The sequence below is a fragment of the Stutzerimonas kunmingensis genome (assembly GCF_021432085.1).
In the GTDB taxonomy this organism is placed as follows: Bacteria; Pseudomonadota; Gammaproteobacteria; order Pseudomonadales; family Pseudomonadaceae; genus Stutzerimonas.
In genome coordinates this window covers 3,695,793-3,721,477 of the sequence record NZ_CP090366.1, presented here as the reverse complement: position 1 = coordinate 3,721,477, position 25,685 = coordinate 3,695,793, and the positions used below count along the sequence as shown (strand labels likewise).

Genomic DNA, 25,685 nt, shown 5'->3' with positions numbered 1-25,685 from the left:
GCAATGGCCTACAGCGTCCAGCAAATCAAATTTGAGTTCCTCAGCTACATCAAGGAGCTCGAAGGGGCCCAGCCGCAATGGTTCGTCGGCGTGTGCGGCGATGCCGAACAGGCCCTGTTCGCCAGCCAGGCGGTGGACCGTGAGCAGGACATCTGGCTGTGGAAACCTACGCTCAGCGCGCGTGCTGCCGAAAGCGTCTTCGCCTTCTTTCAAGAGCGCTTTGGCCTGGCCACCGCGCCGTGCAGCCAGCCGGGCCCAGATGCCTTATGCGTCTTCCTTTTTTGCGCCGACCCGATGGTTGGCGGGCGCACCGAAAAAATAGCTGCCTGCTAGCACGCCGGCAGCCTGTGGGGGACTGTGCCCCTCCCTGGCTATTCGACCGCAGGCCTGACCTGCCTTCGTTTTAAGAGGTGAACACCATGCGTCACGGAGACATTTCCAGCAGCCCCGATACCGTCGGCGTCGCCGTCGTCAACTACAAGATGCCGCGCCTGCATACCAAGGCCGAAGTGCTCGATAACGCCCGCAAGATTGCGGAAATGCTCAAGGGCATGAAGCTCGGCCTTCCTGGGATGGATCTCGTCGTGTTTCCCGAATACAGCACCATGGGCATCATGTATGACCCGGACGAGATGATGGCGACCGCCGCCACCATTCCTGGCGAGGAGACCGCCATCTTTTCCGCCGCCTGCCGCGAGGCGAAGACCTGGGGCATCTTTTCCCTCACGGGCGAGCGCAACGAAGATCCTGCCAAGGCGCCGTACAACACGCTGATCCTGATCAACGACCAGGGCGAGATCGTCCAGCGGTATCGCAAGTGCATCCCCTGGTGCCCCATCGAGGGCTGGTATCCCGGCGACCGCACCTACGTCACCGAAGGCCCGAAGGGCATGAAGATCAGCCTGATAATCTGCGATGACGGCAACTACCCGGAAATCTGGCGTGACTGCGCCATGAAGGGGGCCGAGCTGATCGTCCGCTGTCAGGGCTACATGTACCCGGCCAAGGAGCAGCAGGTACTGATGTCCAAAACCATGGCCTGGGCTAACAACTGCTATGTGGCCGTGGCCAACGCGGCCGGCTTCGACGGGGTGTACAGCTACTTCGGGCGCTCGGCGCTCATCGGCTTCGACGGCCGAACCCTCGGCGAATGCGGGGAGGAGGAAATGGGCATCCAGTACGCCCAGCTATCGATCTCGCAGATTCGCGACGCGCGTGCCAACGACCAGTCGCAGAACCACCTGTTCAAGCTGTTGCACCGCGGCTATACAGGCATGCACAACTCCGGCGACGGCGACCGTGGCGTGGCTGACTGCCCGTTCGAGTTCTACCGCACCTGGGTGATGGACGCCGAAAAGGCCCGCGACGACGTGGAAGCCATGACCCGCAGCACCGTTGGTGTGGCCGATTGCCCGGTGTATGACCTGCCCCATGGCGGCAAGGAAAAGTCCGCGGGATAGGGCGGCGTAGGGTGGGCTTCAGCTCCGTGGTTTCGTGGTGGGTGAAACGCAAAGCGAGTTGCCCACCACTGGCCATGTTCGAAGCCCCTCTCGCCCGCTAGGCGCCCTGCATGATTCGAGAGACCTTATGCCGTTCGTAAATGATCTGATCGATCACAACCGCGCTGCGATCCAGAGCGACGTGGAAACCACTCGGGCCAAGGCGTCGAAGACGTCGCGCTTTCTGTTCGAAGTGGACGACGCGATGCGCTTGCTACGCAGCCGTATCGTTGGCCAAGCCGAGGCGTTGGATGCCATGGAGGCCATGCTCAAGGTGGTCAAGGCCGGCATCGGCGATCCGAACCGGCCATTGGCGGTGAACCTGTTTATGGGGCCGACCGGGGTTGGCAAGACGGAGATTGTCCGTCTGCTGGCCCAGGCCATCCACGGCAAGCCGGACGCCTTTTGCCGCGTCGACATGAACACCCTGGCCCAGGAGCACTACGCTGCCGCGCTGACCGGCGCGCCGCCGGGCTACGTGGGCAGCAAGGAAGGCACCACGCTGTTCGATATCGAGGCCATCCAGGGCAGTTTCAGCCGTCCCGGTATTGTGCTCTTCGATGAGTTGGAAAAGGCCAGCCGGGAAGTCGTGCGCAGCCTGCTCAACGTGCTGGAGACTGGCCAACTGACCCTCTCATCCGGCAGCAAGAAGATCGACTTTCGCAATACCTTGGTCTTTATGACCAGCAACATCGGTGCTCAGGACGCCTGGCATTACCGCTCGCGCTTCGAGGGGAGCTGGCGTCGGATGTTGGGGCTCGCCCCGCAGCACGAGAACAAGGTGGTCGAGGCCGCGCTGCACAAGCACTTCGACCTGGAGTTTCTCAACCGCATCGACCGAATCCTTACCTTCGAGCGCATCGAGGGACAATGGATGCAGGCGCTGCTGGACATTGAGCTGGACAAGCTCAACGGGCGGCTGGCAAAACAGGGCCGGACGCTGACCTTGACCGACGGCGCTCGCCGGTACCTCTGCGCAGACCAAGATGCCCGCTTTGGTGCTCGCGATCTGGCACGCCGCGTGCGCACCCGGCTGGAGCCGGCGCTGGCAGAAAAGATCCTCGCCCAGCCGGATATTGGGGCGTTCGAGGTCGGGATGGATAACCATCGCCTGCAGGTGGTGCCGTTACCGACCGTACCGAATCCAGGACCGCAGACGCCTGTTAACGCCAACGCAAAGGACTGACCGCCATGAGTGCCATCGAGCAGCTGTATCGCTATCCCGTCAAAGGCCTGTCGGCCGAGCCCCTGGCGTCCGTTCAATTGACTGCCGGGCAGGCTCTGCCTCTGGATCGGATCTTCGCAATCACTGATGGCTCCTGGGTATTCGAACCGGACAATTACGCCCCGCGGCCGAAGACCGATTTTCTGGTCCAGGTGAACCGCGAGCAACTCGCCGAGTACCGCACGCACTATGACGACAGCCGCAACCAGCTGTCCCTTCTCGACCCGGGCGGCCGGATTACCCGCTTCGACCTTGACGACCCCGAGGATCAGGACAGCCTGTCACGCCTGTTCGCCGAGCGCTTTGCCGGCGAGTTGCAGGGGGTGCCCCGGCTGGTCCGGGCGCAGGGCGTCCGCTTCACTGATGTCAGCGTGATTTCGATGCCAATGATGAACGCCATCTCACTGGTAAACCTGGCCTCCGTCGATGCACTGGAGGCCGACCTGGGCCAGCCGGTCAACCCGCTGCGGTTCCGGGCCAATCTTTACTTCCGCACGGCGACGGCCTGGGAAGAGCTCGACTGGGTAGGGCGTCAGTTGCGTATCGGGCAGGCGCGCGTCGAGGTGGTTCTGCGGACCCGGCGCTGTCCGGCAGTCAACGTGGACCCGGTGACGGCACGGCGCGACCTGTCGATACCCAAGGCGTTGATGTCGCGCTATGGGCATCCGGACATGGGCGTCTACATCGAAGTGCTCGAAGGTGGTTCGATCCGGGTTGGCGATGAGGTGGCCCTACTTTAGAACACAGCAAAGGGACCGCGCGCCTGTGGCGCGGCGCTCATGACAGGCGGCGCCCCCAAAAGGGTGCCGAATATCACCAATGGAGAACCTCATGTCACTACCACGTCCCAGCAAGGTCGATTTCCTCGACGCCGCGCACGACCATGGCTACACGCTCGACGACACGCAGATGGAGGCCTACCTCGGCCTTGCCGACACCACCCTGTCATCCTACGAAACGATCGACCGGCTGTATCAGACGGAGGTCGCGAAGCAACCACCGGTGCGGCATTTCACCAAGCCCCAGGGCGACGCCAACCCCTATGGCGCCTGGTACCTGAAGACCTCGATCGAAGGGGCCGGGCAGGGACCGCTCGCCGGCAAGACGGTGGTGATCAAGGACAACGTGTCCGTCGCCGGGGTGCCGATGGCCAACGGGTCGCTGAGTCTGGACGGCTACGTGCCGTCCGAGGATGCCACCGTGGTCAAGCGGCTGCTGGCGGCCGGCGCCACCATCGTCGGCAAGTCGGTATGCGAAGACCTGTGCTTCTCCGGCGCCAGCTTCACAGCGGCGAGCGGGCCGGTAACCAATCCCTGGGATTCATCGCGTAATGCCGGCGGCTCGTCGAGTGGCAGTGCAGTGCTCGTCGCGGTGGAGGAGGTCGACATTGCTCTGGGCGGCGACCAAGGCGGTTCGATCCGTATGCCCTCGGCCTGGAGCGGCATCGTCGGGCACAAGCCGACTTATGGCCTGGTTCCTTACACTGGTGCGTTTCCCATCGAGCGCACCATCGACCATGTGGGCCCGATGGGCCGGCATGTACGCGACGTGGCAATGATGCTCGACGTCATCTCCGGCGCCGATGGGCTGGATTCGCGGCAGAAGGACCAGCCGGCACCTACCCAGTGCCTGGCCGGCCTCGATGATGGTGTGGCGGGCTTGAAAATTGGTCTGTTGCGGGAAGGCTTCGCCATCGACGGGGTGTCCGAGGCGGAAGTGGATGCCAAGGTCAAGGCCGCCGTGGCCGAGCTCGAAGCCCTCGGCGCAACGGTCGGCATGGCCTCCGCGCCTTGGCACGGTGCCGTCGCCATGGACATGTGGAATGTAATCGCCACCGATGGGGCGGCTTACCAGATGCTCCAGGGCAACGGTTACGGAATGAATGTCAGCGGCTATTACGACCCGGAGATCATGAGCTATTTCGGCGCCAAGCGCAGGGAGCATGCCGACGCGCTGTCGCATAGCGTCCGCGCGGTCGCGCTGACCGGCCACTACAGCCTGAAGAAGTTGCACGGGGCCTATTACGGCAAGGCGCGAATGCTGGTGCCGGAACTGACCCGTCAGTACGACGCGGCGCTCGAGCAGTTCGACGTGCTGATCATGCCGACGATGCCCTTCGTCGCCACGCTGCTGACTGTGCCGGACGCTCCGATCGAGGAGTACGTGCGCACGGCCCTGAACATGCTCACCAACACTGCGCCGTTCGATATCACCGGCCATCCCGCGACTACCATTCCGGCTGGGTTCGCCGCAGGGCTGCCGGTCGGGATGATGATCGTCGCGCCACGCATGAAGGATGCCCTTGCGCTACGCGTAGCCCGCGCCTACGAGACGGTACGTGGCGAATTTCCAAAGCCGCCACATGCCTGATTGCCGGGCATCCGGCACGCCTGCCGCCGTCGGGCCTCGGCCTGCCGGTGGCTCCCCTTGTTCTGCGCTCCGACCCGTGAGGACCTCGATCATGCGTTTCCCCCCGTTACTGCCCTCGCTCGGGGCTGCTGCCCTGGTGTTTATGCCGTCGCTCGCCTTTGCCCATCCGGGCCATGCGCCTTCCGGGCTAGTGTCTGGCATCGCTCACCCGCTGGGCGGGCTCGACCACCTGCTGACCATGCTCGCGGTCGGGCTATGGGCCGCGCAGCAGCAAGGCTCCGCGCGCTATCTGGTGCCGCTGACCTTCCTCGCCAGCATGCTGCTCGGTGGTGGCCTGGGCCTGGCCGGGCTGCGGTTGCCGTATCTGGAAACCGGCATTGCCGGTTCGGTATTGGGGCTCGGGTTGCTGGTGGCCGTCGCTGCCCGGGTCCGGCTGTCCAAGGCGCTGGCGATAACCGCGCTGTTTGCCTTCGCCCACGGTCTGGCGCATGGCCTGGAGGGGCCGGTGCAGTCGGCATGGAGCTACGTCGCTGGGTTCATGCTGGCCACCGCCGTGCTGCACGCGGTTGGCTATGCCCTGGTCCGCCAGTTGCCCCGCGCCGCCTCGCCGCTGGTTCGACTCGCCGGGCTGCTGTCCGCCGCTGCCGGCGCCTGGCTGCTGGTCTCCGGATGAACGCGGCCGAGCGCCACCCCCAATCCACTAGGAGCCTTTTATGACCCATTCTTTGATCGGAGTGCTCGATGCGGAGGACTTCGACGCGTTCGATGTCCTGTTCGAGCAGGCCTCGGCCATCGGCCGGACCGCGAAGGGCGGTTTGCATCGCCTGGCGGCGTCGACCGAGGACGGGGCCGCGCGTGACCTGCTCTGTGACTGGCTGAGCTCGCAAGGCCTGGAGGTGCGAATCGACCAGGTCGGCAATCTGTTCGGTCTGGCCGAGCTGACGCCGGGCGCACCTTACCTATGTGTGGTTCCCACTTGGACAGCCAGCCCACCGCCGGGCGGTTCGATGGGGCCTACGGCGTGGTCGCTGGTGCGCTGGCGATTGCCCGACTGGCCCGCGCCTGGTGTGCGGCGGGAACGCGGCCGCGCTTCAACCTCGCGCTGGTGAACTGGACCAACGAAGAGGGCGCTCGTTTTCAGCCGAGCCTGATTGGCAGCAGCGTGTTTACCGGCAGCCTGACGGCCGAGCAGGCTTGGGCCTGCCGCGACCGAGACGGCATCAGCCTCGGCGAAGCCTTGCATCGGATCGGCTACCGGGGCGATGCACCGGTGACGCTGTCTTGCGCGGGCTATGTGGAGATCCATGCCGAGCAAGGGGTCGCCCTGGAACGCAGCAATGCCGACGTCGGCGTGGTACGGCGGACCTGGGCGGCGCTCAAGCTCCTCGTCGAGTTCGAGGGCGCGCAGGCCCACACAGGCCCGACACCGATGGCTGAGCGGCGTGATGCGCTGCTTGCGGCAGCGCAGGCGATCGTGCTTGTTCGCGAGCTGGCCGATGCCTATCCGGGACGCCTGCACAGTTCGGTCGGACGGCTGGAGGTCTATCCGAACTCGCCCAACGTAGTCCCGGCCAAGGCTCAGGCGTTCGTCGAATTCCGCTCCGAGGAACCCGAGCTGTTGCAGGTGATCCAGACGCGTTTCGAGTCAGCGCTCGCCGAGATCGCGGCCGCGACCGGCACGCGACTGCATCTGCCCCAGCGACAACTGCGCGAAGCGCTGCCGATGCATGAGGGTCTTGCGACGCTGGCGCATGCCGCATGCGCTGAATTGGGCGCGACCGCTTTGGACTGCACCACCGTCTCCGGGCACGACGCGATCAGCCTGGCCCGTGTCGCGCCTTCGCTGCTGCTGTTCGTTCCCAGCCAAGGCGGCATCGCCCACCACGAAGCCGAGTTCACCTCGGCAGAGCAGATGCACACGGGCCTTGCCGTGCTGACCCGCGTCCTGGCACGTGCGGCCGAAGGCGAAGGTGTGCTGTCCGACATACAACCAGGAACGGAGCGATGAACGAGCCTGCGCGTTTCCGTCTTGATAACAGCCTGGAGCGCGCCGGGCTGGCGGCACAGGTTTCCAGCGCGCCTGGCCCTGCCGCCGTGGCATCACCGCTGCGCCGAGCGACCGAGTGGCAGGGATTCGAGCTAACCCTGGATGGCCGGCCCAGCTATGCCAAGGTGCTACAGGAGGACATGTGGCCAGTGATCGATCCGGCGCGTAGCGCCGAGGCCAGCGACCAGGCAGCACGCGCCGGGGCGGCGCCGGCACTGTTATACGCCGACGCCGAGCAGGGGGTGCTGGTGTTCGAGGCGCTACCGGCCGGCGAGTGGCGTTGGGCTCGAGTCCATGAGCTGCTTTCAGGCGAGCGACTGGAGGCGCTGTTCAGCCTCAAGCGCGCTGTACATCAAGGCGCTGTGTCAGGGTTCCAGCGATCGCCCGCGGACGATATCCGTTCTGCCAGCGCGATGCGGTACAGCTGCCTCTGGACACCGACTGGATCAACGCCTGCGTGGACATGGCCTGGAGTGCCTTGGCCGCGAGCGGCTGGAACAGTTGCAGCATTCACGGCGACGGCGTGGCCAGCAACGTCATGTTGGGCCCCGGTGGGCAGCTTAGGTTGGTTGATTTCGACCGGGGTGGCGCGTTTGATCCTTGGTATGACGTGGCCACAACACTCAACGAGCTCTATCAGCTTGAGGATGAATGGCGGCTCGGGCTGGAAATATGGGCAGGATGCTGCACCGAGCCGGACTATGCCCGCTGTCGCCTATACGCGCTAATCGATGACTGGTTATGGACGTTATGGGGCCTATGGGCCGGGACGACGTCGTCTCGCAGCGTCGAGTTTTCCAAGGTTGGCCAGTGGACGCTCCTGCGCACACGCGAGGCGCTGCGAGACCACCGGTTCGAACACTGGCTTCGCCAGGTATAGGAGGCGCCAATGAAACATCTGGGGCAGGCTGACAGCGAACAGGAGCGGCTGCTTGAGCAGGCGATCGCCCGGATTTCCGGCTGGTCCCGTCGGGGGGTGGCCTATGCACCGGTCTCCGGCGGGATCTCCAATACCAACTGGCGGGTCCGGGTGGATGGCCTGCCGACCGAGTTCTTCGTGAAGATACCTGGTGTCGGCACCGAATTGTTCATTGATCGGCGGACCGCTCATGACGCTAGCCTAAAGGCGGCGGCGACCGGCTATGGTGCGACGGTAGTGGCGTTCATCGAACAACTGGGTGTAGAAGTCTTCGAGTTCATGGACGGCTGGCGCGCCTCGACCAATCGCAATTTCCTTGACCGCGATGTGCGCATCAACGCGCTGCACGCCCTGCGCGCGTTCAACGAACAACCAAAGCTGGTCCAGACCAAGACCGTCTTCAACATGATCGACGAACATGATCGTCAGGTCGCCGAACTGGGTGGCCAGACGCCAGGCGATCACGGCTGGCTTAGGCTTCAATATCGCCGCGCGCGCCAAGCGCTGGAAGCCTCTGGGCTGGATCTGGTCCCCTGCATGAACGACACCCTGGCCGGCAACTTCATGCTCAACGACCGGCAGGAAGTGCGGCTGGTGGATTTCGAGTACGCCTCCAACAACGATCGACATTATGAACTCGCCATGTGGTTCGGAGAGATGTTCTTTTCCGACGAGATTGAGCTCGAAATGATTGAGGCGTATTTCGGCCAGGTGACCGAGCGGGACTTGGCGCGGATCCAGCTGCATAAGGCCATGGCCGATCTCAAGTGGTCGACCTGGGCGATGGTGCAGTTGGCAGTCTCGGCGCTCGACTTCGACTTCTACAAATACGGCTTCTGGAAGCACATGCGCGCCCGCAGTGTAATGCGCCATTCTCTGTGGGAGCACTGGCTGCGCAAGGCCTGAGCCTTCTATTGCATTCTTAATGGAGCAACCGATGCCCATAACCCCTGTTGAACTGGACGAGTACCTAGCCTTTGCCGAGCAGCTCGCCGAGGTGGCTGCGCATGCCATCGAGCCGCACTTTCGTAGTCCGCTGGCGGTGACCGACAAAGGGGGCGGTGTTTATGATCCGGTGACCAACGCCGATAGGGCCGCCGAACGCGCTATGCGAGAGTTGATCGGCCAGCGCTATCCGCAGCACGGTATCCTCGGGGAGGAAGAAGTTCCAGTGTCAGGGCACTCGCCGCTAACCTGGGTACTTGACCCCATCGATGGGACTCGCTCGTTCATCACCGGAATACCTCTCTGGGGCACCCTGATTGCACTCAACGACGGTGTGAGGCCGGTATTGGGCATCATGAATCAGCCGTACACAGGTGAGCGTTTCGTCGGGACTCCCCAAGGCGCATGGCTGAACGGCAGTCCGCTACGCACTCGGCGCTGCACCGAGCTATCGCAGGCCCGGTTGATGTGCACCAGTACCGAAATATTTTCTGATCCGCTTCAGCTGGAAGCCTTCCAGTATGTGGCGGCACGGGTCCAACTGGTCCGCTTCGGCGGCGATTGCTACGCCTATTGCATGCTCGCCGCCGGTCTTGTGGACGTCGTGATCGAAGCCTCACTCAAACCGTACGACGTGCAGGCGCTTATTCCAATCGTGGAAGGGGCGGGTGGCAAGATGACCGCCTGGGATGGCGGCGACGCACAAGATGGCGGGGCGGTGCTGGCTTGTGGCGACCCGGTGCTACATGAGCTGCTGGTTAATGAACTGGCCCCTATTGACGGGACAGGTGTCGACAAAGACGTACAGTGGACGCTCCAGTCATAACTGCCGTTTCCCCAAGTTACAGAGGTTGTTGCCTTTGCGCCACCGCCTAAGTTTTATATATTAGAGTGGCTGATGCGCTCGGGGCTGAGGTCGGTAGCGGCGAATCGCTGCACCACCTGATATAGCACGTTGGCGCTGGGCAGTTGCTGTACGAATTACTCGAAGTGTAAGGCTCGAAAATCTCGCGGGTGCCCTTGCTGATAACTGCAGTGGTGGATTGATCGGCGGTAGCGGTTTGGCTTCGTTTCCTAAACTCATTGTTCTTTTTCCTGTGCCCACTCCTGGCGTCACTACCTAGTCATAGCATCTTAGACAGAATTTTTGCGGGGTCCGGGTCCGAAGCAGTCATCGGGACAGGCCTGCTTCATCGGCGTCGACAACGATGCCAGGCGCTCCCCTATGGTTCTTTCTGGTCGGCGGCGTCGAGCGCCGTAAGGTAACGGTTGATACTCGATTCAATTTCTTCCATTCGCCGCTTCAATTTGGCGCTGGTGAAGTTGCGGTCGCGATTGTTGACTGCCTTGAATTTGCTGCCGTCGATGGCGACCAGATTTTCTCCGAATAGCCCCAGTTGCTGACACAGCGCAACGAACTGGCGGCAGACGCCTCGGATGGCCTTGCTGTTATCTTTTCGGAAGTTGGCGATGGTTTTGCCATTGGCACTTGCTGGCTAGCCTGCTCATTCGACGCGCGTATCGAACGCAGCAGGCTGGTTCGGCAGATTCCGCTGCCACTGAGCGCTCCGGGCTCTATCCGTGGCCGCAGACAACAATCTAGTCTGCGAGCAGCCATGGCGCTGGGTGGATTCCTGCTTGTTCTGTTTTCTAGAATGAGCGCTGTCATCATAGGCACACCGGTCTACTTGCAGTCACCGGAAGTGGCAGAGTTGCAGCAGGAGCATCCTGGAACGAACTCAGCGGAACCATCATGGGAATGGGACCCATCGTCTGCGTCGTCATGGGTGTAGTGGTACACGCCTCATCGGCATCGGCATCGGCATCGGCATCGGGCTTGGGCATTACAGCCGTTGATATTTCAGACGGAGGAGCCACGTGCTCGCTAAGACACTTACCGACAGCGGCTATTCGGTATATCGAACGAGCCTGTTCAGCTTGTTGGACGTACCGGTTTCAGCCAGTGCTCTAGAGATTCACAAGCAAATTTCGGAATGCTTCCCCGCCACTCGCCTGATGCAGCTGAGCGAGGATGGTGTCGTCGCCGCTGTGGAGCGCGACCTCGTTATTCCCCTCAGAACATTGAAGACGCGTATCGAGCGTGATCTACCCCTGACAATCGAGGAAAGCGACCGCCTTTTTCGTATCGCTCACGTACATGCACTAGCTGATGCCATCTTTGGCGAACCGGCCAAGGCTAAACGCTGGCTCTCCAAGTCTAAAGAGCGATTTGGCGGCCTAGCGCCCATGCACCTGCTGACAACACAGCACGGAGCCAACATGGTCGAGGATATGTTGCTGAGGATCTCGCTTGGATTAGCTTTCTGAAAAATCCACAAAACAACGCCTTTCCATGAGCACTGCGCACTGAATAAACGAACATATGGCTACGAGAGGAGTTGTCGAATGAAAATCACAGCAATGGAACAAACCGAATCAATCAGCGATGTCCTGTGCGACGTTTGCGGTGATAGCACGCGTATTGAAGGGTATGGCTTGCAGTTCGGCACTCTCCGCGCCAGTTGGGGTTATGGATCAACCCATGACGGTGAGCGCTATGAGGTTCATCTTTGTGAGCCCTGCTTTTTTAGGACGATTTCCGGTCTCCGACGAGAGCGCATGGTGAATACCATGTTCAGCGATGAGGATCAGAATCTTGGCGACTTCGGGCGTATAGCTCGCGATGATTTTTTCAAGGAAGGCGGCGGTACGAGTTCCTGACTTTCTGCTGACGCGGCGAACCAAACCTTTGGATCACGCCTGATATGAAAGCATCAGGTTTTCTATCTAAACGCATGAAGAGCTGAAGACAGGGTCAATGAACAAGTGCGGAACCTCTGACAGCCTCTCCTCATTCGCTCCGGCCTTCGTCACGTCATATTGGTTAGGGAAGTGGCGTAGCAAGTCGAGTGCGTCGCGGCGAACTTCCTCGGGCAGATTGCTGTTACGAGCGAGTTTTCTTAGAAACTCGTAGGTTTGCGCTACTGCGCGGGTCCGCTCATGGGGCAACGTCATGTCAGCCTCTAAAAAAGAAAAAACTCGACACCATTTACACGCTCCCTCCCACTTTACCGCGTGTAGTACGCGCCGAACCTGTATCGCTCCAGCCTCTGTTCTGCAAAGCGATGCGGGAGAGTTTCCGCTAAGGGCCTTGTTTGGTGCTTTGAGCCAGCGCTCTGTCTCCTTTGGATTCCCGAATACCTCGATGGCTAACTGGTTGACGGCTTCAGCTAGCGCCCGGACTCTTCTTCATGCTGATCCATTTTGACTTTCCCTGGCTGGGCCATGCTTTGTCCCACAGACGCGCTAATAGCACGCCAATAGTTGCTGCCGATAGTGTTGAGAAAAGCTGACCTGATAGGTCGGCCCATCTGCCAGCCCATCCAGGGATACGACATTTTCCACGCTGGCATCATGAACCTGCTCGCCATCCGGTTCTCCGCCTGCTCGCTCGCTTTCATTGAAGCCAGGGCCTGACCACCCTATCGCAGAGCCCGAGGCAGGGTCTGGCACCTGTACACTCAATACCGCCAGATCGTCCGGCAAATCAACCGCAATTCGCTCGGCGAAACGCCGTAGCGTCGGCTCAGCCAGCATGAATAACCAAGCCTGATCATCTGACCCATCCTTGCGCCTGAGTACCCGACCCAGCACTTGCCGATAGTGCAGCTCAGTACGAATACGACTGAGGTAGCAGCACACCTGCAGACGGGGGATGTCCGTTCCCTCACTGATCATCCCCACTGCGACGATCCAACGGCAGTCGCTGTGCCTAAACGTATTGATTAGCTGCTGGGCATCCGGCGTTCGGTTGGTGACGATCTGACAGCTTTCCCCCATGGCCTCCAAGGCATGGGCTATCTGTCGTGCGTGCTCGATATCGGTAGATACCACCAAGCCAGCCGCATCTGGCTTGATCTGGCGAAGCACGTCCAGCTTGGCACGTCCCAAGATGAGCAACTGATCGATCACCTCGTCGTGACGCAGTAGTTCTTCGTAGGTGACGGGGGATTCTCCCAGGAGCTTAGCGATGCTGGGAAAAAGTCTGACGGTACTTTCAGCCTGCAACTCCTCCGTGAGCTTCACCTGCTGATTGTCGAGGAGGACTATGCGGGGCGAGCGGCAAACTCCATCAGCGATAGCCTCTTTTAATCCATAGCGAAAGTCACAAATCAGCTGGCCTTCCGGCGACGAGTATCGAGCCAAGGCAATGGCCCGGTCATCCGAGCGCCATGGTGTGCCGGACAGAGCCAGCGTGCATGCGGCGCGATCCTGAACCCGTTGGAGGATCTGCTGCCCCCAGGCGTTGCTCAGCAGCGGATCATGACCCGCACAGTGATGGATCTCGTCAAAGACAACGAAGACCCGGTAGTCGTCGAGGAGCTGCCAGAACGCCTCTTCACGGTAATCCATGGCTTGATAGGTGTACGCAGCGCCCACCGCACCGAGCTGACCATCCAGACGCCTGCCGAGCACTTCCATGAATGTCGAGCGGAAGCCATCCACTACCTGGCATGACGGCGCAAAGCAGAGCACAAGATCAATCCTGCCCTGATCCAGCAGGTTGCGAGCCAGCTCTGCTGCCATGCGCGTTTTGCCAGCGCCTGGTGTTGCTTGGCAGAAAAAATGTGACGTGGAAAGGAAGTGTTTCAGCGCCGTATTGATACAGCGGCGTTGCCAATCTCGCAGCGAGGAGGTCATCGAGTAGCGGCGAGCGTTCTGAGCGTATTCTCGACAGCCCGGAGATGCCCAATCAGGCGCGAACTTCGGTCCCGAGCATCCAGGTATTCGCTTTCGACCTTGTCTCGCAGATGCGGCATATCTTCAAAGAGCTGCTTGTAGCGCTCCGCTTCCCCCATCGCAGAAAGGAAATCCAGCCGAATCTCCTTGAGGAGCGTTTCCAGATGCTGCTCTGCATCAGGTACCGGGCTGTCCACAACAACATCCGGCTCAACCAGTGATCGCTCCTGATCGGCTTCACGCATCGCCATAAGACGGAGCTCGAACCCATCGTCGATCAGTTCAAGCTGAGCACGAGCCGGTAACGTTTTCAGGTGGTAAACCTGCCCTCGTGTCCGGCGCTCTTCATCAAGCACAAGCCAGCCCAACCGGAGCATGCGACGGATCTGTTCATAAACGTAGCGGCGAACATCATTGAGAGAAAAGCCCTCTCCAAGACGCTCGGCGTAGGCATCCCGCAATTCACGTGTGGTGAACGTTGTACGGCCTTGCTCCTGAAGCAGCTCATACAGGCGCCTGTCGAAAATGAACGAGGCCGATTTCATTGAGGCACCAGAAGGGTTAGCGCGAAAGAAATGCGGATTATAGTCCGTGGCCTGCTTGTCCGCAAACGCACGATAGTGCCGCCTCAAGTGGAATTGAGACGGTCATGGATACCTTGGCGAAAGCGTTAGGGGAACGCATCCGAATGCAGAGGAAGGTCTGCCGGATTTCCCAGGATGCACTCGCGCTGGCCTGCAATATCGACCGCAGCTACATGGGCCGAATAGAGCGTGGTGAGGTCAACATCACGGTCGAGAAGCTCTACCGCATCGCAGGCGAGCTCGCCTGCGACCCTTCAAGCCTTCTGCCAAAGCCGTCTGAAATCTAACCAGAGCAAGTATTGCCAGCGCTCAAGAAGGTCAGACAGCAGCGCCGCTATTACCTTGCACCAAACCTCCAGCCGCCGTCAGCATCTTCAAAATCACCAACGCAAACGCACGGCTCTTGGTCTCGTTATCCAGCACTTCCAGCGACATCTTTTCGTTGTCGGTCATGGCATCCAGCACGGTGTCGAGCACGCGCTTGGGGAAGAGGCCATGCATCACCTGTTCGACCGAGTGGTTGTTGACCTGAGCCATCACATCCTCCTGGCGGCTGATGCGGTTGGCGATGCCGGTGAGGAACTGCAACTGGTCTTCATCGCTCACCTCGGCGCCGAAGATATCGTTGAGCGCCTCGATGATTTCCGATAGCCGCTTCTTCTCCGGGTCGTGGGGTTTGCCGCTGCCCAGTCCTGTAGCCGGATCGAGGCCGTAGTCGCCTTGCTCCTCGCTCAGGCGCAGCTGGTGTTCGGCTCGCTTGGTCAGGCGGTAGTGGGTCAGTTGCAGCTCGCCCACGTCCACGTCTGTCTGATCGAGGCGATCCACGCGCAGCAGCGGATGCAGGTGCTTGGCGTACACGCACAGCTGCTCCAGCTCACGATCCTCATAGGGAACGATCTGCGAGAGGAACTCGTAGAGGCGCACGAAGCTCTGCAGGTTCTTCTTGAACAGGTCGAGCTGATCCACCTGCTCGCCGGCTTCCTTGAGTGCCGCCTCGGCCTTCTTCACGCCTGCGCTGTCGCCGTTCTGTTCGGCGGTACGTTTGAAGTCCAGCGCATGCTGGCGTGATTCCTGGGCCAGCTTGTAGCGCTTGGCAAAGCGTTCCTTGGCCGGCGCACAGTAGTAACTGAGCTTGCTGGCCGCCGCCTTAGGATCGAAGAAAGCCAGCGCGAACGCGGTTACCTCCTCCCAGTGGTAAATGCCCTCGGCATCCAGTTTCTTCTGCAGGTCATAGATGAGCTGCGGGTCGGTCACATCGGTCAGCTCGGCCTTGGTGTAGTACGGCAGGAAGGCGTCGAGAATGTCCTGGGCGTCGTTGAAGAAGTCGAGGATGAAGGTCGGCTTGCTGTCGCCGAAGGTGCGGTTCAGGCGCGACAGGGTTTGCACGCAGTCCACGCCCTGCAGCTTCTTGTCCACGTACATGGCGCACAGCTTGGGCTGATCGAAGCCGGTCTGGTACTTGTTGGCGGCGATCATCACGTTGAAGTCCTGGGTGTCGAAGGCTTGTGCCAGGTCACGCCCGTTCAGGCCGGGGTTAAGCAGGCTGCTGCTTTCGGTCACCTCTTCGGGGATCACCCCGTCGGGCAATACACTGCCGGAGAAGGCCACCAGCGGGTGCACATCGCCGTAACCCATCTGCTTCACATAGGCCTGCACCGCCAGCTGGTAGCGCACCGCCTCCTGCCGGCTGCTGGTGACCACCATGGCCTTAGCCTGGCCGCCCAGCAGGTGGCGGATATTGGCGCGGAAGTGCTCGACGATCACCTCCACCTTCTGGCTGATGTTGTACGGGTGCAGGCGCACCCAGCGCGCCAGCTTCATGCGCGCCTTCTTCGAGTCCACTTCCTCGTCGTCGCCGTCCGGGTGGGCGATCTTCCAGGCGGTGCTGTAGGTGGTGTAGTTCTGCAGCACGTCGAGGATGAAGCCCTCCTCGATGGCCTGGCGCATGGAGTACAGGTGGAACGCCTCGGGCTTGTTGTCGGCGCTCGCCGGCAATGCCGGATTGGCCCGCCGACCGAACAGCTCCAGGGTCTTGGCCTTGGGCGTGGCGGTAAAGGCGTAGTAGCTGATGCGCTCGTTGGGCGCGCGGGCGGCCACGGCGGCGTCCAGCAGCTCTTCGGCGCTGATCTCTTCAGCATCCGGAGCATCGCTGCCGAGAATCTGCTTGAGCTTGCTGGCCGATGAGCCGGTCTGCGAGGAATGCGCCTCGTCGGCGATCACCGCATAGCGCCCGCTGGCCAGCTTGGGGTACTTGTCCAGCGCATCGAACAGCGCCGGGAAGGTCTGGATGGTGACGATGATGATGCGCGTCTGCTCGGCCAGCGCCTCGGCCAGCTGCTCGGACTTGCTCTGGTTGCCGATGTCGCGGGTGATGCACTTGACCACGCCCTGGGCATGCTCGAACTGGTAGATGGTGTCCTGCAGCTGCTTGTCCAGCACGGTGCGGTCGGTAATCACGATCACCGAGTTGAACAGCCGCTGGCCTTCGCCGTCGTAGAGCGAGGCCAGCTGATGCGCCGTCCAGGCAATCGAGTTGGACTTGCCGGAGCCGGCGCTGTGCTGGATCAGGTAACGCTTGCCCGGCCCTTCCGCGCGGGTGGTGTCGATCAGTTGATTGACCACATTCCACTGATGGTAACGCGGGAAGATCAGGGTTTCCTTGCTGACGCGCTTGCCGTCGGCATTCTCCTTCACGCTCTTCTGCAGGTGCAAAAAGCGCCCGAGCACCTTCAGCCAGGCATCCGGCTGGAACAGCTGCTGCCACAGGTAGCTGGTGGCGTACTGGCTGTCATTCGGCGCCGGCGGGTTGCCGGCGCCGCCGTCGAGGCTGCCGAGGTTGAACGGCAGGAAAAAGGTGTCCTTGCCGGCCAGTTGCGTGGTCATCGCCACCTCGCCCTGGCCCACCGCGAAATGCACCAGCGCGCCGCGCTTGAAGGTCAGCAGCGGCTCGGGCTTGCGTGTAAGCGGGTCTTTCACCGGGCGGTCGTAGCGATACTGGCGCTTGGCGTTTTCGACCGACTGCTTGAACTCGCTTTTCAGCTCCAGCGTGGCGGTAGGGATGCCGTTGACGAACAGCACCAGATCCAGCCGTGGGTTGTAGCTCTGCCCGCTGCTGCCGGCCTCACGCGCATGGGGCGAGTAGGACACCTCCGGCACCACGCGCAGGCGGTTGCACCCGTAGCGCTTGAGGGTGTCCGGGTTCATGCCGTGGTCGGGCTTGAAGCTGCACAGCTCGACCTTCACCGCCGGCAGCTTGAAGCCGTGGCGCAGCACGTCCAGCGTGCCGCTCTGCTCCAGCTCGCGCACCAGCTTCTGTACTAGCACCTCGTCCGGGTTGTTCGGGTTGGCCTTGGCGAACTTGTCCCAACGCTCCGGCCAGGCCTCCTTGAAGTAACCGAGAAAGTCCTCGGTATACAGCGCCGTGCGCCGGTCATAGCCGCTGGCAGGGCCAGTGAGCCAACCCTGGGCGACCATGGCGGTGATGATGTCCTGCTGGAACTGGGCTTCCTTGCTGTCCGCCATTTATACGGCCTCTGCTACTGCTAATTCGGGGGCTTGGGTGCTGGCCGTTGGCTGCCAGTCGCGCACGTCGATTTTGCCGGTGACGGCGGCGGAGATTAGGGCGGAGCGGCGCTCTTGGAGGAGTAAGGTCGTTTCCATGGCAGCCCGTTCAGCATCATCAAACGCTTCAATCCGGGATAACAGATAGGCAGCAATATTTTCCTGCTCGGATTTCGCTGGAACAGCCAAGCGAAGCCCTTTGAGTTGACCGCTGTCTATGCCGCTTATTGTGACTGTCTTAGTTGTGGATAGAACTTGCGCACGCATGCCAATCGAGTCGAACATGAGGTGGAGATACTCAGGGCTGACTCTATTTAAATCCAATCTAATCCTGATCATTGACGACTCGAAAAGATGCGGCTCATTGAGCGAGCCTACCCTGGTACAGCGGCCTGAGCCTTCGAGAACAATTGAGCGTCGTGCGAAAAGTAAGTCCCCCTCTTCCAAGCCCCAATTCTTTAATTCCGTATTGGAGGCTTGTACGCGATCTTTAACTCCACCTTGAAAAATACGATCTCTAAAAGCCTCGCCCATCTGGACAAAACCCACCCCGTCAGGGTCTTTTTCTCCTTCAGGCTTATATAGGCCATTACGAGTGTCACCTACCATCAAGTGTCGCACTTGGCATACATCCCAATGCGCCGGCACCTCGCCCAGCCACTCCACGCCCGAGTCTTTCATCGGCACCGTCGGATCAAGGCCTTTGGTAACGGCATGGGAGATCACGGCCTGGCGCTTTTCATTGAGGAGGTCGATCAGGCGCTGCTGCTCTTCGATCAGCGCGTCGATGCGGGCGGTTTCGTGGTCGAGGAAACGGGTGATTTGGGCTTGTTCGGCAACAGTTGAAACAGGTAAAAGGATTTCGCCAATCAAGGTTCCGTTTAAGTTGGCAAGCCCAGTTGTCGAGTTTGAAAGCAAGTCCAGTTGAGCTCTAGCCAGTTCATTGTTCATGACATACCAAGCTAGTTTCGGGGTGAAGCTTGAATTGACCCTCAACCTCTGCATGAAATTTCCAAAGCAGCAGCCCTGTTTAGCGATATCAGCCGTTACCAGAGTCGTTTTGCCAATGTGCAAGGAGCTTCCGCTGGACTTCGTTACTACCAAATCGCCCTCAATAAGAAGCGCACTAGTTTTTTCCTTGGCGCTAAGCTTCCGTGGAGCGGGGTCGGTAAGCTTCCAGTTTCCGTCTACGGTTTGATCCGTAGAACGCAAAACTAAAGTGTCACCTTCGCCCGTGGGGTCATCTCCCCAAACACCGCCGTCGTTATTGTCGAGCAACCACTTGAACGGTTTTACCTCCCAGGTTACTGGGACTTCACCGATCCAAGGCACCCTTGAATCCTTGTACGCCGGATACTTCGGAAACGTACTCGGGCTATCCATGCCCTCGCCCTGCGGGCTAACGGCTGCGCCGTTGTTCAAATTTGCTCCCGACAAATTTGTCATGCCGACAGCCCCTCGATCATCTGCTTGATGCGGTCGGTACAGGCTTTCAGGTCGCGGTCGATCTCTTCCAGCGGGCGCGGCGGCTGGAACACGTAGAAATGACGATTGAAGGGAATCTCGAAGCCGACGATGCCCACTTCGCCGTCCTGCGCATCCGTTTTGCTCTCGTCGATCCAGGCATCCGGCACGTGGGGTTTTACTTCGCGCTCGAAGTAGCCATACACCGACTCGCCCAATGGCACGTTCTCGTTGTCGCGCAGGCCAGTGTCGGCCTCGGGCTGGCCCTTGGCGGTGCAGATATCCGCCTCGGGGTCGCGCTCGCTCAGGGCGTTGAGGATGGCCTTCAGCTCGGGCGTGCTGGGGAATACGTCGTGGGCGTTGAGCGTCTTTTTCAGCAGCTTGCTGAATTGCTCGCGGTTGCGGTGCAGCACGCTGGCGTCCATGGACTGCAAGGCTCCGACCAGGCGCTGGCGGGCCGGCGCTTCCATCTTCTCGATGGCCTTTTCTTCCTGCACCTTTTCGATGCGCTCCGGGCTTACCTGGAAGTTCAGGCGCAGCGGACGCTCGACGGTGATGCGCCGGTAGCCGAAGGCTTCGACGGGGAAGATTTTGCTCTGCGGGGTTTCCTCGAAGCGGCCATACAGGCGCACCAGATCACTGATCTGCTCCTCGGTAATGTACTGGCGCTTGCTGCCCAGCGACTTGCGCATCTTGGCAAAGTGCTGGCTGCCATCGATCAACTGCACCTTGCCCTGGCGCACGGCGGCCTTGTGGTTGCTCAGCACCCACACATAGGTGGCGATGCCGGTGTTGTAGAACATGTCGGTGGGCAGGGCGATGATGGCTTCGACCAGATCGTTCTGCAGCAGGTAGCGGCGAATCTCCGACTCACCCGAACCGGCGCCGCCGGTAAACAGCGGCGAGCCGTTGAGGATGATGCCGATGCGCGAGCCACCTTCACGCGGGTCACGCATCTTGCTGACCAGGTGCAGCAGGAACAGCAGCGAGCCATCGGACACACGCGGCAGGCCGGGGCCGAAGCGGCCGTTGAAGCCCTTTTCGCTGTGCTCGTCGGTGATCTGCTTCTGAACCTTCTTCCACTCCACGCCGAACGGCGGGTTGCTGAGCATGAAGTCAAAGCGGTTGTTGGCCAGTTGGTCGTCGGACAGGGTGTTGCCCAGCTTGATGTTGGTGACGTCCTGGCCCTTGATCAGCATGTCCGCCTTGCAGATGGCGTAGGACTCGGGGTTCAGCTCCTGGCCATGCAGCGACACGGTGACCTGCTGGCTGATGGACTGGATGTACTCGTCGCCCTCGGAGAGGAAGCCGCCGGTGCCGGCCGTCGGGTCGTAGATGGTCACGATGCTGTTGGGCTTGAGCTTGTCGTCCTGCCCGGTGATCACCAGCGAGGTGGTCAGGTGCACGATATCGCGCGGGGTGAAGTGCTCCCCGGCGGTTTCGTTGGAGCTTTCCGCGAACTTGCGGATCAGCTCTTCGAAGATGATGCCCATGCCGAAGTTGCTGATGCGCTCGGGGCTCAGGTCGGTGGCGGCAAAGCGCTGCACCACCTGATACAGCAGGTTGGCGGCGGCGAGCTGCTGTACGAAGTCCTCAAAGTGGAAGTGCTCGAAGATCTCGCGGGCATCCTTGCTGAAGGACTGCACGTAGCTCATGAGGTCGGCAGCGGTCTGGGTATCGGACAGCGTGCCCAGGGTCAGCTTGGAGGCATTGAAGAACTGCTGACCGGATGCGCGCAGCAGCAGGCGCTCCCGTACCAGATCAGGCCGGCCTTCCTGCGCATAGGACTCACGGATCACCGCTTCCTTCGTCGGCTCCAGCACACACTCCATACGCCGCAGCAGAGTGAACGGCAGGATGATGCGACCGTACTGCGACTGCTTGAAATCACCGCGCAGCAGATCGGCAATGGACCAGAGAAAGGCGGCCGTCTGGGAATGGTTTTCCGTGTTCACGCTACTGCTCCTAGAAAAGCATGCAAAAGCGCGAGTCTAACCTAGACGTCCCTCATCACTTCACCTGCACAGCTAGAGGTTCCCCAATGGGGTCGCGGAAGCCAGGCTTGTGGATGCCCTGAGAAGTAAGGTGTCTCTTGCTGTAAAGAAGAGCTTTATTTGCTGCCTCATAACGGGAAATCGGCTGGCGATACCTAGCAAGAAGCGGTCGCAGGAACACATACAAAAGTTAAGTTTTGGAGACTGAATTTGACCCAAACAGGCAAAAGCTAACTAAAAGTTCTGCTCGGACACAGGATTGAGAAAAAAAGAAATGCTGGTGACGCTGGAGATCAGTGGCTATGAGGGCTCGGCTGCGAAGCGCAAAACATTACTAAAAATTAATAGGGCAGATGATCTTATTGAGCCATGGAAACGAATGCCCGTGACAGTGGTGAATGATGCCTGACCCAGGCCGTGGGGGGCCGAAAATGGGGTGGCATGGAAAGGGCGCAAAGCTACCCGAATGCACCGGTCAGGGCAAACCGCGACAGTGCGCCGTCGCGGCTTCGGAAGCGGCAGCTGTTCATCTTGTGCATGACTATCGCTCATACCCGCAACCGGTCGGATGAGGTAGAATCCGCGCCTCTCTTTTATACCGCCAGCTGATCTCAGAGGACTGCCATGTTCAGCCGTGATTTGACCCTCGCCCGTTTCGACGCCGATCTCTTCGCTGCCATGGAGCAGGAAGCCAAGCGTCAGGAAGACCACATCGAGCTGATCGCCTCGGAGAACTACACCAGCCCGGCGGTGATGGAAGCCCAGGGTTCGGTGCTCACCAACAAGTACGCCGAAGGCTATCCGGGCAAGCGCTACTACGGCGGTTGCGAGTACGTCGACGTGGTCGAGCAGCTGGCCATCGATCGCGCCAAGGAACTGTTCGGCGCCGACTACGCCAACGTCCAGCCGCATGCTGGTTCCCAGGCCAATGCTGCCGTCTACCTGGCGCTGCTCAGCGCTGGTGACACCATCCTCGGCATGAGCCTGGCCCACGGCGGCCACCTCACCCACGGCGCCAGCGTTTCCTCCTCCGGCAAGCTGTACAACGCCGTGCAGTACGGCATCAACGACCAGGGCCTGATCGACTATGACGAAGTCGAGCGCCTGGCCGTCGAGCACAAGCCGAAGATGATCGTCGCCGGTTTTTCCGCCTATTCGCAGGTGCTGGATTTCGCCCGTTTCCGCGCCATCGCCGACAAGGTCGGTGCTTACCTGTTCGTCGACATGGCTCACGTGGCCGGTCTGGTCGCTGCTGGCGTCTACCCGAACCCGGTTCCGTTCGCTGACGTCGTCACAACTACTACGCACAAGACCCTGCGCGGACCGCGTGGCGGCCTGATCCTGGCGCGTGCCAACGCCGAGATCGAGAAGAAGCTGAACTCTGCTGTCTTCCCGGGTGCCCAGGGCGGCCCGCTGGAGCACGTCATCGCGGCCAAGGCCGTGTGCTTCAAGGAAGCGCTGCAGCCTGAGTTCAAGGCCTATCAGCAGCAGGTGGTGAAAAACGCTCAGGCCATGGCCGAGGTGTTCATCCAGCGCGGCTTCGACGTGGTGTCCGGTGGTACTCAGAACCACCTGTTCCTGCTCAGCCTGATCAAGCAGGACATCACCGGTAAGGATGCGGATGCTGCCCTGGGCAACGCGCACATCACCGTGAACAAGAACAGCGTGCCGAACGACCCGCGTTCGCCGTTCGTGACGTCCGGTCTGCGTATCGGTACTCCGGCCGTCACTACCCGTGGCTTCGGCGAGACCGAGTGCCGTGATCTGGCGGGCTGGATCTGCGACATCCTCGACAACATGGGCGACGAGTCGGTGATCGAAGCGGTTCGTGGCAAGGTCGAAGCGGTCTGCGCCAAGTTCCCGGTATACGGCAACTAAGACGTTACATCGCTGCATCGAAAGCCCGCGAAAGCGGGTTTTTTGCTGTCTGGCGGTTGTCGCGACACATCTTCCTGATCCCTGGCGATTGCGGCGCGCTAGACTGCCGTGTCCTGTTCCTCCGGAGTCCGACTCATGTTCAAGCGCGCCACGGGTGTGATCCTGCCGCCACCGGTCATCTATCTGCTGTTTCTCGCGGCAGCCTGGCTGCTGGAGTCGGTGTTGCCGATCGCCTTGCCGCGCAATCTCTGGACTCACTACCTGGGCTGGGGGCTGATCGACGCGGGCGTGTTGCTGATGCTCTGGGCCGGCTTGCTGATGCTCTGGCGCAGGACCACGGTCAATCCCTATGGCAAGCCCGCGAAGCTGCTGGAAGAGGGGCCGTTCGGTTTCTCGCGCAACCCGATCTATCTGGCCGACAGCCTGATCTACTGTGGCATCGCGTTGCTCTGGGGCACGCTGTGGCCCTGGCTGTTGCTGCCCGCCCTGATCTTCACCATGCAGCGCGCCGTGATCGTGCACGAGGAGCGCTTGCTGACCCAGCTGTTTGGCGACGACTATCTGGCGTACTGTGGACGGGTGCGCCGCTGGTTGTAACGGCGATGTCGAGAGTTGTTGTCCTATAGTGAATTCAGACACCGCGGAGTGATGTTCATGACTGATTCCCCCAGTGATCGCCGGCGCTTCCAGCGTATCGAGTTCGATGCCGCCACTGAGTTGGTGCAGGGCGACCGGCGCTGGCCGGTCGAGCTGCATGACCTGTCCCTGAAAGGCCTGCTGGTTCGCCGCCCGGAAGGCTGGGATGCCGATGCTGAACAGCCGTTCGAAGCGCGGGTGCGCCTGGCCGATGATGCCGAGGTGCGCATGGAGGTGGCGATGACCCATGAAGAGGGCGATCTGATCGGCTTCGTCTGCCAGCATATCGATCTCGACTCGATCGCCCACCTGCGGCGCCTGGTCGAACTCAACCTCGGCGACGAGGCACTGCTGGAACGCGAGCTGGCCGCACTTGGCGGCCAGTAACGATCACTCGAACAGCGCGTCGAGCGCCTGCTCCAGGCGGGTCACGGCGATGATCTGCAAACCGGCGGGGGCTTCCTTCGGCGCATTGCCCTTGGGCACGATGGCGCGCTTGAAGCCGTGCTTGGCGGCCTCCTTCAGACGCTCCTGACCACTTGGCACCGGGCGGATCTCGCCCGACAGGCCCACTTCACCGAACACCAGCAGATCGGTATTCAGCGGCCGGTTGCGCAGGCTGGAGATCACCGCGGCCATCAGCGCCAGATCCGCCGCGGTCTCCAGCACCTTCACGCCGCCGACCACGTTGATGAACACGTCCTGATCGTAGGTGGGAATGCTGCCATGCCGATGCAGCACGGCCAGCAGCATGGCCAGGCGGTTCTGGTCGAGGCCCAGGGTGACGCGGCGCGGGTTGGCCAGGTGGCTGGTATCGACCAGCGCCTGCACCTCCACCAGCATCGGCCGGGTGCCTTCCCAGGTAGCCATCACCACGCTGCCCGGCACCGCTTCCTGGGCGCGGGTGAGGAAGATCGCCGACGGGTTGGTGACTTCTTTCAGACCCTTGTCGGTCATGCCGAACACACCGAGCTCGTTGACCGCGCCGAAGCGGTTCTTCACTGCGCGCAAGAGGCGCAGGCGACCGTCGGACTCGCCCTCGAAATACAGCACCGTATCGACCATGTGCTCGAGCACACGCGGCCCGGCGAGGGCGCCTTCCTTGGTCACGTGGCCGACGAGGAAGATCGCCGTGCCGCTCTGCTTGGCGAAGCGGACCAGCAGCGCCGCGCTCTCGCGCACCTGAGCCACACCGCCCGGCGCGGACTGCAGCTGCTCGGTGAAGATGGTCTGGATCGAGTCGATCACCATCACCTTGGGCTTTTCCAGCCGCGCGGTGGCGATGATTGATTCGATGCAGGTCTCGGTCATCACCTTGAGCCGGTCCTGCGGCAGGTCCAGACGACGCGCACGCATGGCGACCTGCTGCTGGGATTCCTCACCGGTGACGTAGAGCGCCGGGTACTGCTGGGCGATGGCGCAGAGGGTCTGCAGCAGGATCGTCGACTTGCCGATACCCGGATCACCGCCGATCAGCACTACCGAGCCGTCCACCAGCCCCCCTCCGAGTACGCGATCCAGCTCGCCGGAAGCGGTGGAAAAGCGCGGTACTTCCTCGACGCTGACCTCGGCGAGCGTCCTGATGTTGGCCTGCTCCCCGGCCCAGCCTGCGCGGCCGGATGGCGGTGCCGCACCCTCGATGATCGTTTCCACCAGCGTATTCCAGGCGCCACAGTCACCGCACTGGCCGGCCCATTTCGGGAAGGTCGAGCCGCATTCGGTGCAGCCATACATGCGCTTGGCCTTGGCCATGGGAAACTCCGGGTCTGCTTGGTGGTGTCGCATGATAACGGCTGACTTGATCGCGATCAGCCACAAGCGGC

Annotated in this window: 22 protein-coding genes and 3 pseudogenes; 17 read left to right on the top strand and 8 right to left on the bottom strand. The window is 61.1% G+C overall.

The window, feature by feature from the left end:
• Positions 1-3 precede the first annotated feature (3 nt).
• The 10 genes and pseudogenes from LW136_RS17690 (at position 4) to hisN (ending at position 9,831) form a co-directional block, all read left to right on the top strand.
• Positions 4-333 (top strand): hypothetical protein, encoded by a 330-nt coding sequence (locus LW136_RS17690; RefSeq protein WP_128710030.1) that lies wholly within the window; start codon positions 4-6, stop codon positions 331-333.
• A gap of 86 nt (positions 334-419) precedes the next feature.
• Positions 420-1,460, top strand: coding sequence for an aliphatic amidase (locus LW136_RS17685; RefSeq protein ID WP_128710031.1), 1,041 nt, complete (start codon positions 420-422; stop codon positions 1,458-1,460).
• Positions 1,461-1,587: 127 nt separating this feature from the next.
• On the top strand, positions 1,588-2,685 hold the full coding sequence (locus LW136_RS17680; protein WP_234173286.1) for an AAA family ATPase: 1,098 nt from the start codon (positions 1,588-1,590) through the stop codon (positions 2,683-2,685).
• A gap of 5 nt (positions 2,686-2,690) precedes the next feature.
• Entirely contained in the window at positions 2,691-3,464 is a 774-nt protein-coding gene (locus tag LW136_RS17675) for an MOSC domain-containing protein (protein ID WP_128710033.1), read from the top strand.
• A gap of 91 nt (positions 3,465-3,555) precedes the next feature.
• Entirely contained in the window at positions 3,556-5,094 is a 1,539-nt protein-coding gene (locus LW136_RS17670) for an amidase (protein ID WP_128710034.1), read from the top strand.
• A gap of 91 nt (positions 5,095-5,185) precedes the next feature.
• Entirely contained in the window at positions 5,186-5,767 is a 582-nt protein-coding gene (locus LW136_RS17665) for a HupE/UreJ family protein (RefSeq protein WP_234173284.1), read from the top strand.
• A gap of 40 nt (positions 5,768-5,807) precedes the next feature.
• A pseudogene (locus LW136_RS17660) lies at positions 5,808-7,102 on the top strand (allantoate amidohydrolase).
• Positions 7,099-8,021, top strand: a pseudogene (locus LW136_RS22875) (phosphotransferase family protein). Before LW136_RS17660 ends, LW136_RS22875 begins: the two co-directional pseudogenes overlap by 4 nt.
• Before the next feature lie 9 nt (positions 8,022-8,030).
• A complete protein-coding gene (locus tag LW136_RS17650; RefSeq protein ID WP_234173282.1) occupies positions 8,031-8,966 on the top strand; it encodes a choline kinase family protein in 936 nt (311 codons plus the stop codon).
• A 31-nt stretch (positions 8,967-8,997) separates the two neighbouring features.
• Positions 8,998-9,831: a histidinol-phosphatase gene (gene hisN / locus LW136_RS17645; protein WP_128710039.1), complete on the top strand. Its 834-nt coding sequence runs from the start codon at positions 8,998-9,000 to the stop codon at positions 9,829-9,831.
• A gap of 400 nt (positions 9,832-10,231) precedes the next feature.
• On the opposite strand, the pseudogene LW136_RS17640 reads toward hisN, so the two are convergent.
• Positions 10,232-10,483: pseudogene (locus LW136_RS17640) on the bottom strand (transposase); the annotation flags it as partial.
• A 400-nt stretch (positions 10,484-10,883) separates the two neighbouring features.
• On the opposite strand from LW136_RS17640, the gene LW136_RS17635 reads away from it, so the two are divergent.
• Together LW136_RS17635 and LW136_RS17630 are read left to right on the top strand one after the other, a co-directional pair.
• A complete protein-coding gene (locus LW136_RS17635; protein ID WP_234173281.1) occupies positions 10,884-11,333 on the top strand; it encodes an antitoxin Xre/MbcA/ParS toxin-binding domain-containing protein in 450 nt (149 codons plus the stop codon).
• A 78-nt stretch (positions 11,334-11,411) separates the two neighbouring features.
• The gene (locus LW136_RS17630; protein ID WP_234173280.1) at positions 11,412-11,726 is read left to right on the top strand and encodes a hypothetical protein; all 315 of its coding nucleotides are present in this window, start codon (positions 11,412-11,414) and stop codon (positions 11,724-11,726) included.
• Positions 11,727-11,792: 66 nt separating this feature from the next.
• On the opposite strand, the gene LW136_RS22870 is transcribed toward LW136_RS17630, so the two are convergent.
• The 3 genes from LW136_RS22870 to LW136_RS17615 form a co-directional block, all read right to left on the bottom strand.
• Complete coding sequence (locus LW136_RS22870) at positions 11,793-12,212, bottom strand: MbcA/ParS/Xre antitoxin family protein (RefSeq protein ID WP_419586383.1); 420 nt, start codon at positions 12,210-12,212, stop codon at positions 11,793-11,795.
• A gap of 99 nt (positions 12,213-12,311) precedes the next feature.
• On the bottom strand, positions 12,312-13,706 hold the full coding sequence (locus LW136_RS17620) for a DEAD/DEAH box helicase (RefSeq protein ID WP_234173278.1): 1,395 nt from the start codon (positions 13,704-13,706) through the stop codon (positions 12,312-12,314).
• Positions 13,703-14,290, bottom strand: a complete 588-nt coding sequence (locus LW136_RS17615; protein WP_234173277.1) for a hypothetical protein — start codon at positions 14,288-14,290, stop codon at positions 13,703-13,705. Before LW136_RS17615 ends, LW136_RS17620 begins: the two co-directional genes overlap by 4 nt.
• Positions 14,291-14,394: 104 nt before the next feature.
• On the opposite strand from LW136_RS17615, the gene LW136_RS17610 reads away from it, so the two are divergent.
• On the top strand, positions 14,395-14,616 hold the full coding sequence (locus LW136_RS17610; RefSeq protein WP_125869354.1) for a helix-turn-helix domain-containing protein: 222 nt from the start codon (positions 14,395-14,397) through the stop codon (positions 14,614-14,616).
• A 31-nt stretch (positions 14,617-14,647) separates the two neighbouring features.
• On the opposite strand, the gene LW136_RS17605 is transcribed toward LW136_RS17610, so the two are convergent.
• The 3 genes from LW136_RS17605 to LW136_RS17595 are packed head-to-tail and all read right to left on the bottom strand — an operon-like array spanning position 14,648 to position 21,309.
• On the bottom strand, positions 14,648-17,851 hold the full coding sequence (locus LW136_RS17605; protein WP_234173272.1) for a type I restriction endonuclease subunit R: 3,204 nt from the start codon (positions 17,849-17,851) through the stop codon (positions 14,648-14,650).
• Positions 17,852-19,336, bottom strand: coding sequence for a restriction endonuclease subunit S (locus LW136_RS17600; protein WP_234173271.1), 1,485 nt, complete (start codon positions 19,334-19,336; stop codon positions 17,852-17,854). It abuts the gene before it with no gap.
• Positions 19,333-21,309, bottom strand: a complete 1,977-nt coding sequence (locus tag LW136_RS17595; protein ID WP_234173269.1) for a type I restriction-modification system subunit M — start codon at positions 21,307-21,309, stop codon at positions 19,333-19,335. The genes LW136_RS17600 and LW136_RS17595 overlap by 4 nt, the downstream gene beginning before the upstream one ends.
• 313 nt (positions 21,310-21,622) lie before the next feature.
• Here LW136_RS17595 and LW136_RS22790 point away from each other — a divergent pair, with 313 nt between their 5' ends.
• From LW136_RS22790 to LW136_RS17580, 4 genes are all read left to right on the top strand, one after another.
• Positions 21,623-21,757 carry a hypothetical protein gene (locus tag LW136_RS22790; protein WP_256449918.1) on the top strand — a complete coding sequence of 45 codons (135 nt, stop codon included), beginning with the start codon at positions 21,623-21,625 and terminating at the stop codon, positions 21,755-21,757.
• A 215-nt stretch (positions 21,758-21,972) separates the two neighbouring features.
• Positions 21,973-23,226, top strand: coding sequence for a serine hydroxymethyltransferase (gene glyA, locus LW136_RS17590; protein ID WP_042927726.1), 1,254 nt, complete (start codon positions 21,973-21,975; stop codon positions 23,224-23,226).
• Between the two features lie 135 nt (positions 23,227-23,361).
• Complete coding sequence (locus LW136_RS17585) at positions 23,362-23,823, top strand: methyltransferase family protein (RefSeq protein ID WP_042927725.1); 462 nt, start codon at positions 23,362-23,364, stop codon at positions 23,821-23,823.
• A gap of 57 nt (positions 23,824-23,880) precedes the next feature.
• Positions 23,881-24,249: a PilZ domain-containing protein gene (locus LW136_RS17580; RefSeq protein WP_041014893.1), complete on the top strand. Its 369-nt coding sequence runs from the start codon at positions 23,881-23,883 to the stop codon at positions 24,247-24,249.
• Between the two features lie 3 nt (positions 24,250-24,252).
• Here LW136_RS17580 and radA read toward each other — a convergent pair whose 3' ends face one another.
• A complete protein-coding gene (radA, locus tag LW136_RS17575; RefSeq protein ID WP_230355937.1) occupies positions 24,253-25,614 on the bottom strand; it encodes a DNA repair protein RadA in 1,362 nt (453 codons plus the stop codon).
• Between the last annotated feature and the right edge of the window lie 71 nt (positions 25,615-25,685).

Coding starts and splice junctions, on each gene's coding strand:
- LW136_RS17690 (WP_128710030.1), top strand. CDS start 4: ATGGCCTACAGCGTCCAGCAAATCAAATTTGAGTTCCTCAGCTACATC.
- LW136_RS17685 (WP_128710031.1), top strand. CDS start 420: ATGCGTCACGGAGACATTTCCAGCAGCCCCGATACCGTCGGCGTCGCC.
- LW136_RS17680 (WP_234173286.1), top strand. CDS start 1,588: ATGCCGTTCGTAAATGATCTGATCGATCACAACCGCGCTGCGATCCAG.
- LW136_RS17675 (WP_128710033.1), top strand. CDS start 2,691: ATGAGTGCCATCGAGCAGCTGTATCGCTATCCCGTCAAAGGCCTGTCG.
- LW136_RS17670 (WP_128710034.1), top strand. CDS start 3,556: ATGTCACTACCACGTCCCAGCAAGGTCGATTTCCTCGACGCCGCGCAC.
- LW136_RS17665 (WP_234173284.1), top strand. CDS start 5,186: ATGCGTTTCCCCCCGTTACTGCCCTCGCTCGGGGCTGCTGCCCTGGTG.
- LW136_RS17650 (WP_234173282.1), top strand. CDS start 8,031: ATGAAACATCTGGGGCAGGCTGACAGCGAACAGGAGCGGCTGCTTGAG.
- hisN (WP_128710039.1), top strand. CDS start 8,998: ATGCCCATAACCCCTGTTGAACTGGACGAGTACCTAGCCTTTGCCGAG.
- LW136_RS17630 (WP_234173280.1), top strand. CDS start 11,412: ATGAAAATCACAGCAATGGAACAAACCGAATCAATCAGCGATGTCCTG.
- LW136_RS17620 (WP_234173278.1), bottom strand. CDS start 13,706: ATGACCTCCTCGCTGCGAGATTGGCAACGCCGCTGTATCAATACGGCG.
- LW136_RS17615 (WP_234173277.1), bottom strand. CDS start 14,290: ATGAAATCGGCCTCGTTCATTTTCGACAGGCGCCTGTATGAGCTGCTT.
- LW136_RS17610 (WP_125869354.1), top strand. CDS start 14,395: ATGGATACCTTGGCGAAAGCGTTAGGGGAACGCATCCGAATGCAGAGG.
- LW136_RS17605 (WP_234173272.1), bottom strand. CDS start 17,851: ATGGCGGACAGCAAGGAAGCCCAGTTCCAGCAGGACATCATCACCGCC.
- LW136_RS17600 (WP_234173271.1), bottom strand. CDS start 19,336: ATGACAAATTTGTCGGGAGCAAATTTGAACAACGGCGCAGCCGTTAGC.
- LW136_RS22790 (WP_256449918.1), top strand. CDS start 21,623: ATGCTGGTGACGCTGGAGATCAGTGGCTATGAGGGCTCGGCTGCGAAG.
- glyA (WP_042927726.1), top strand. CDS start 21,973: ATGTTCAGCCGTGATTTGACCCTCGCCCGTTTCGACGCCGATCTCTTC.
- LW136_RS17585 (WP_042927725.1), top strand. CDS start 23,362: ATGTTCAAGCGCGCCACGGGTGTGATCCTGCCGCCACCGGTCATCTAT.
- LW136_RS17580 (WP_041014893.1), top strand. CDS start 23,881: ATGACTGATTCCCCCAGTGATCGCCGGCGCTTCCAGCGTATCGAGTTC.
- radA (WP_230355937.1), bottom strand. CDS start 25,614: ATGGCCAAGGCCAAGCGCATGTATGGCTGCACCGAATGCGGCTCGACC.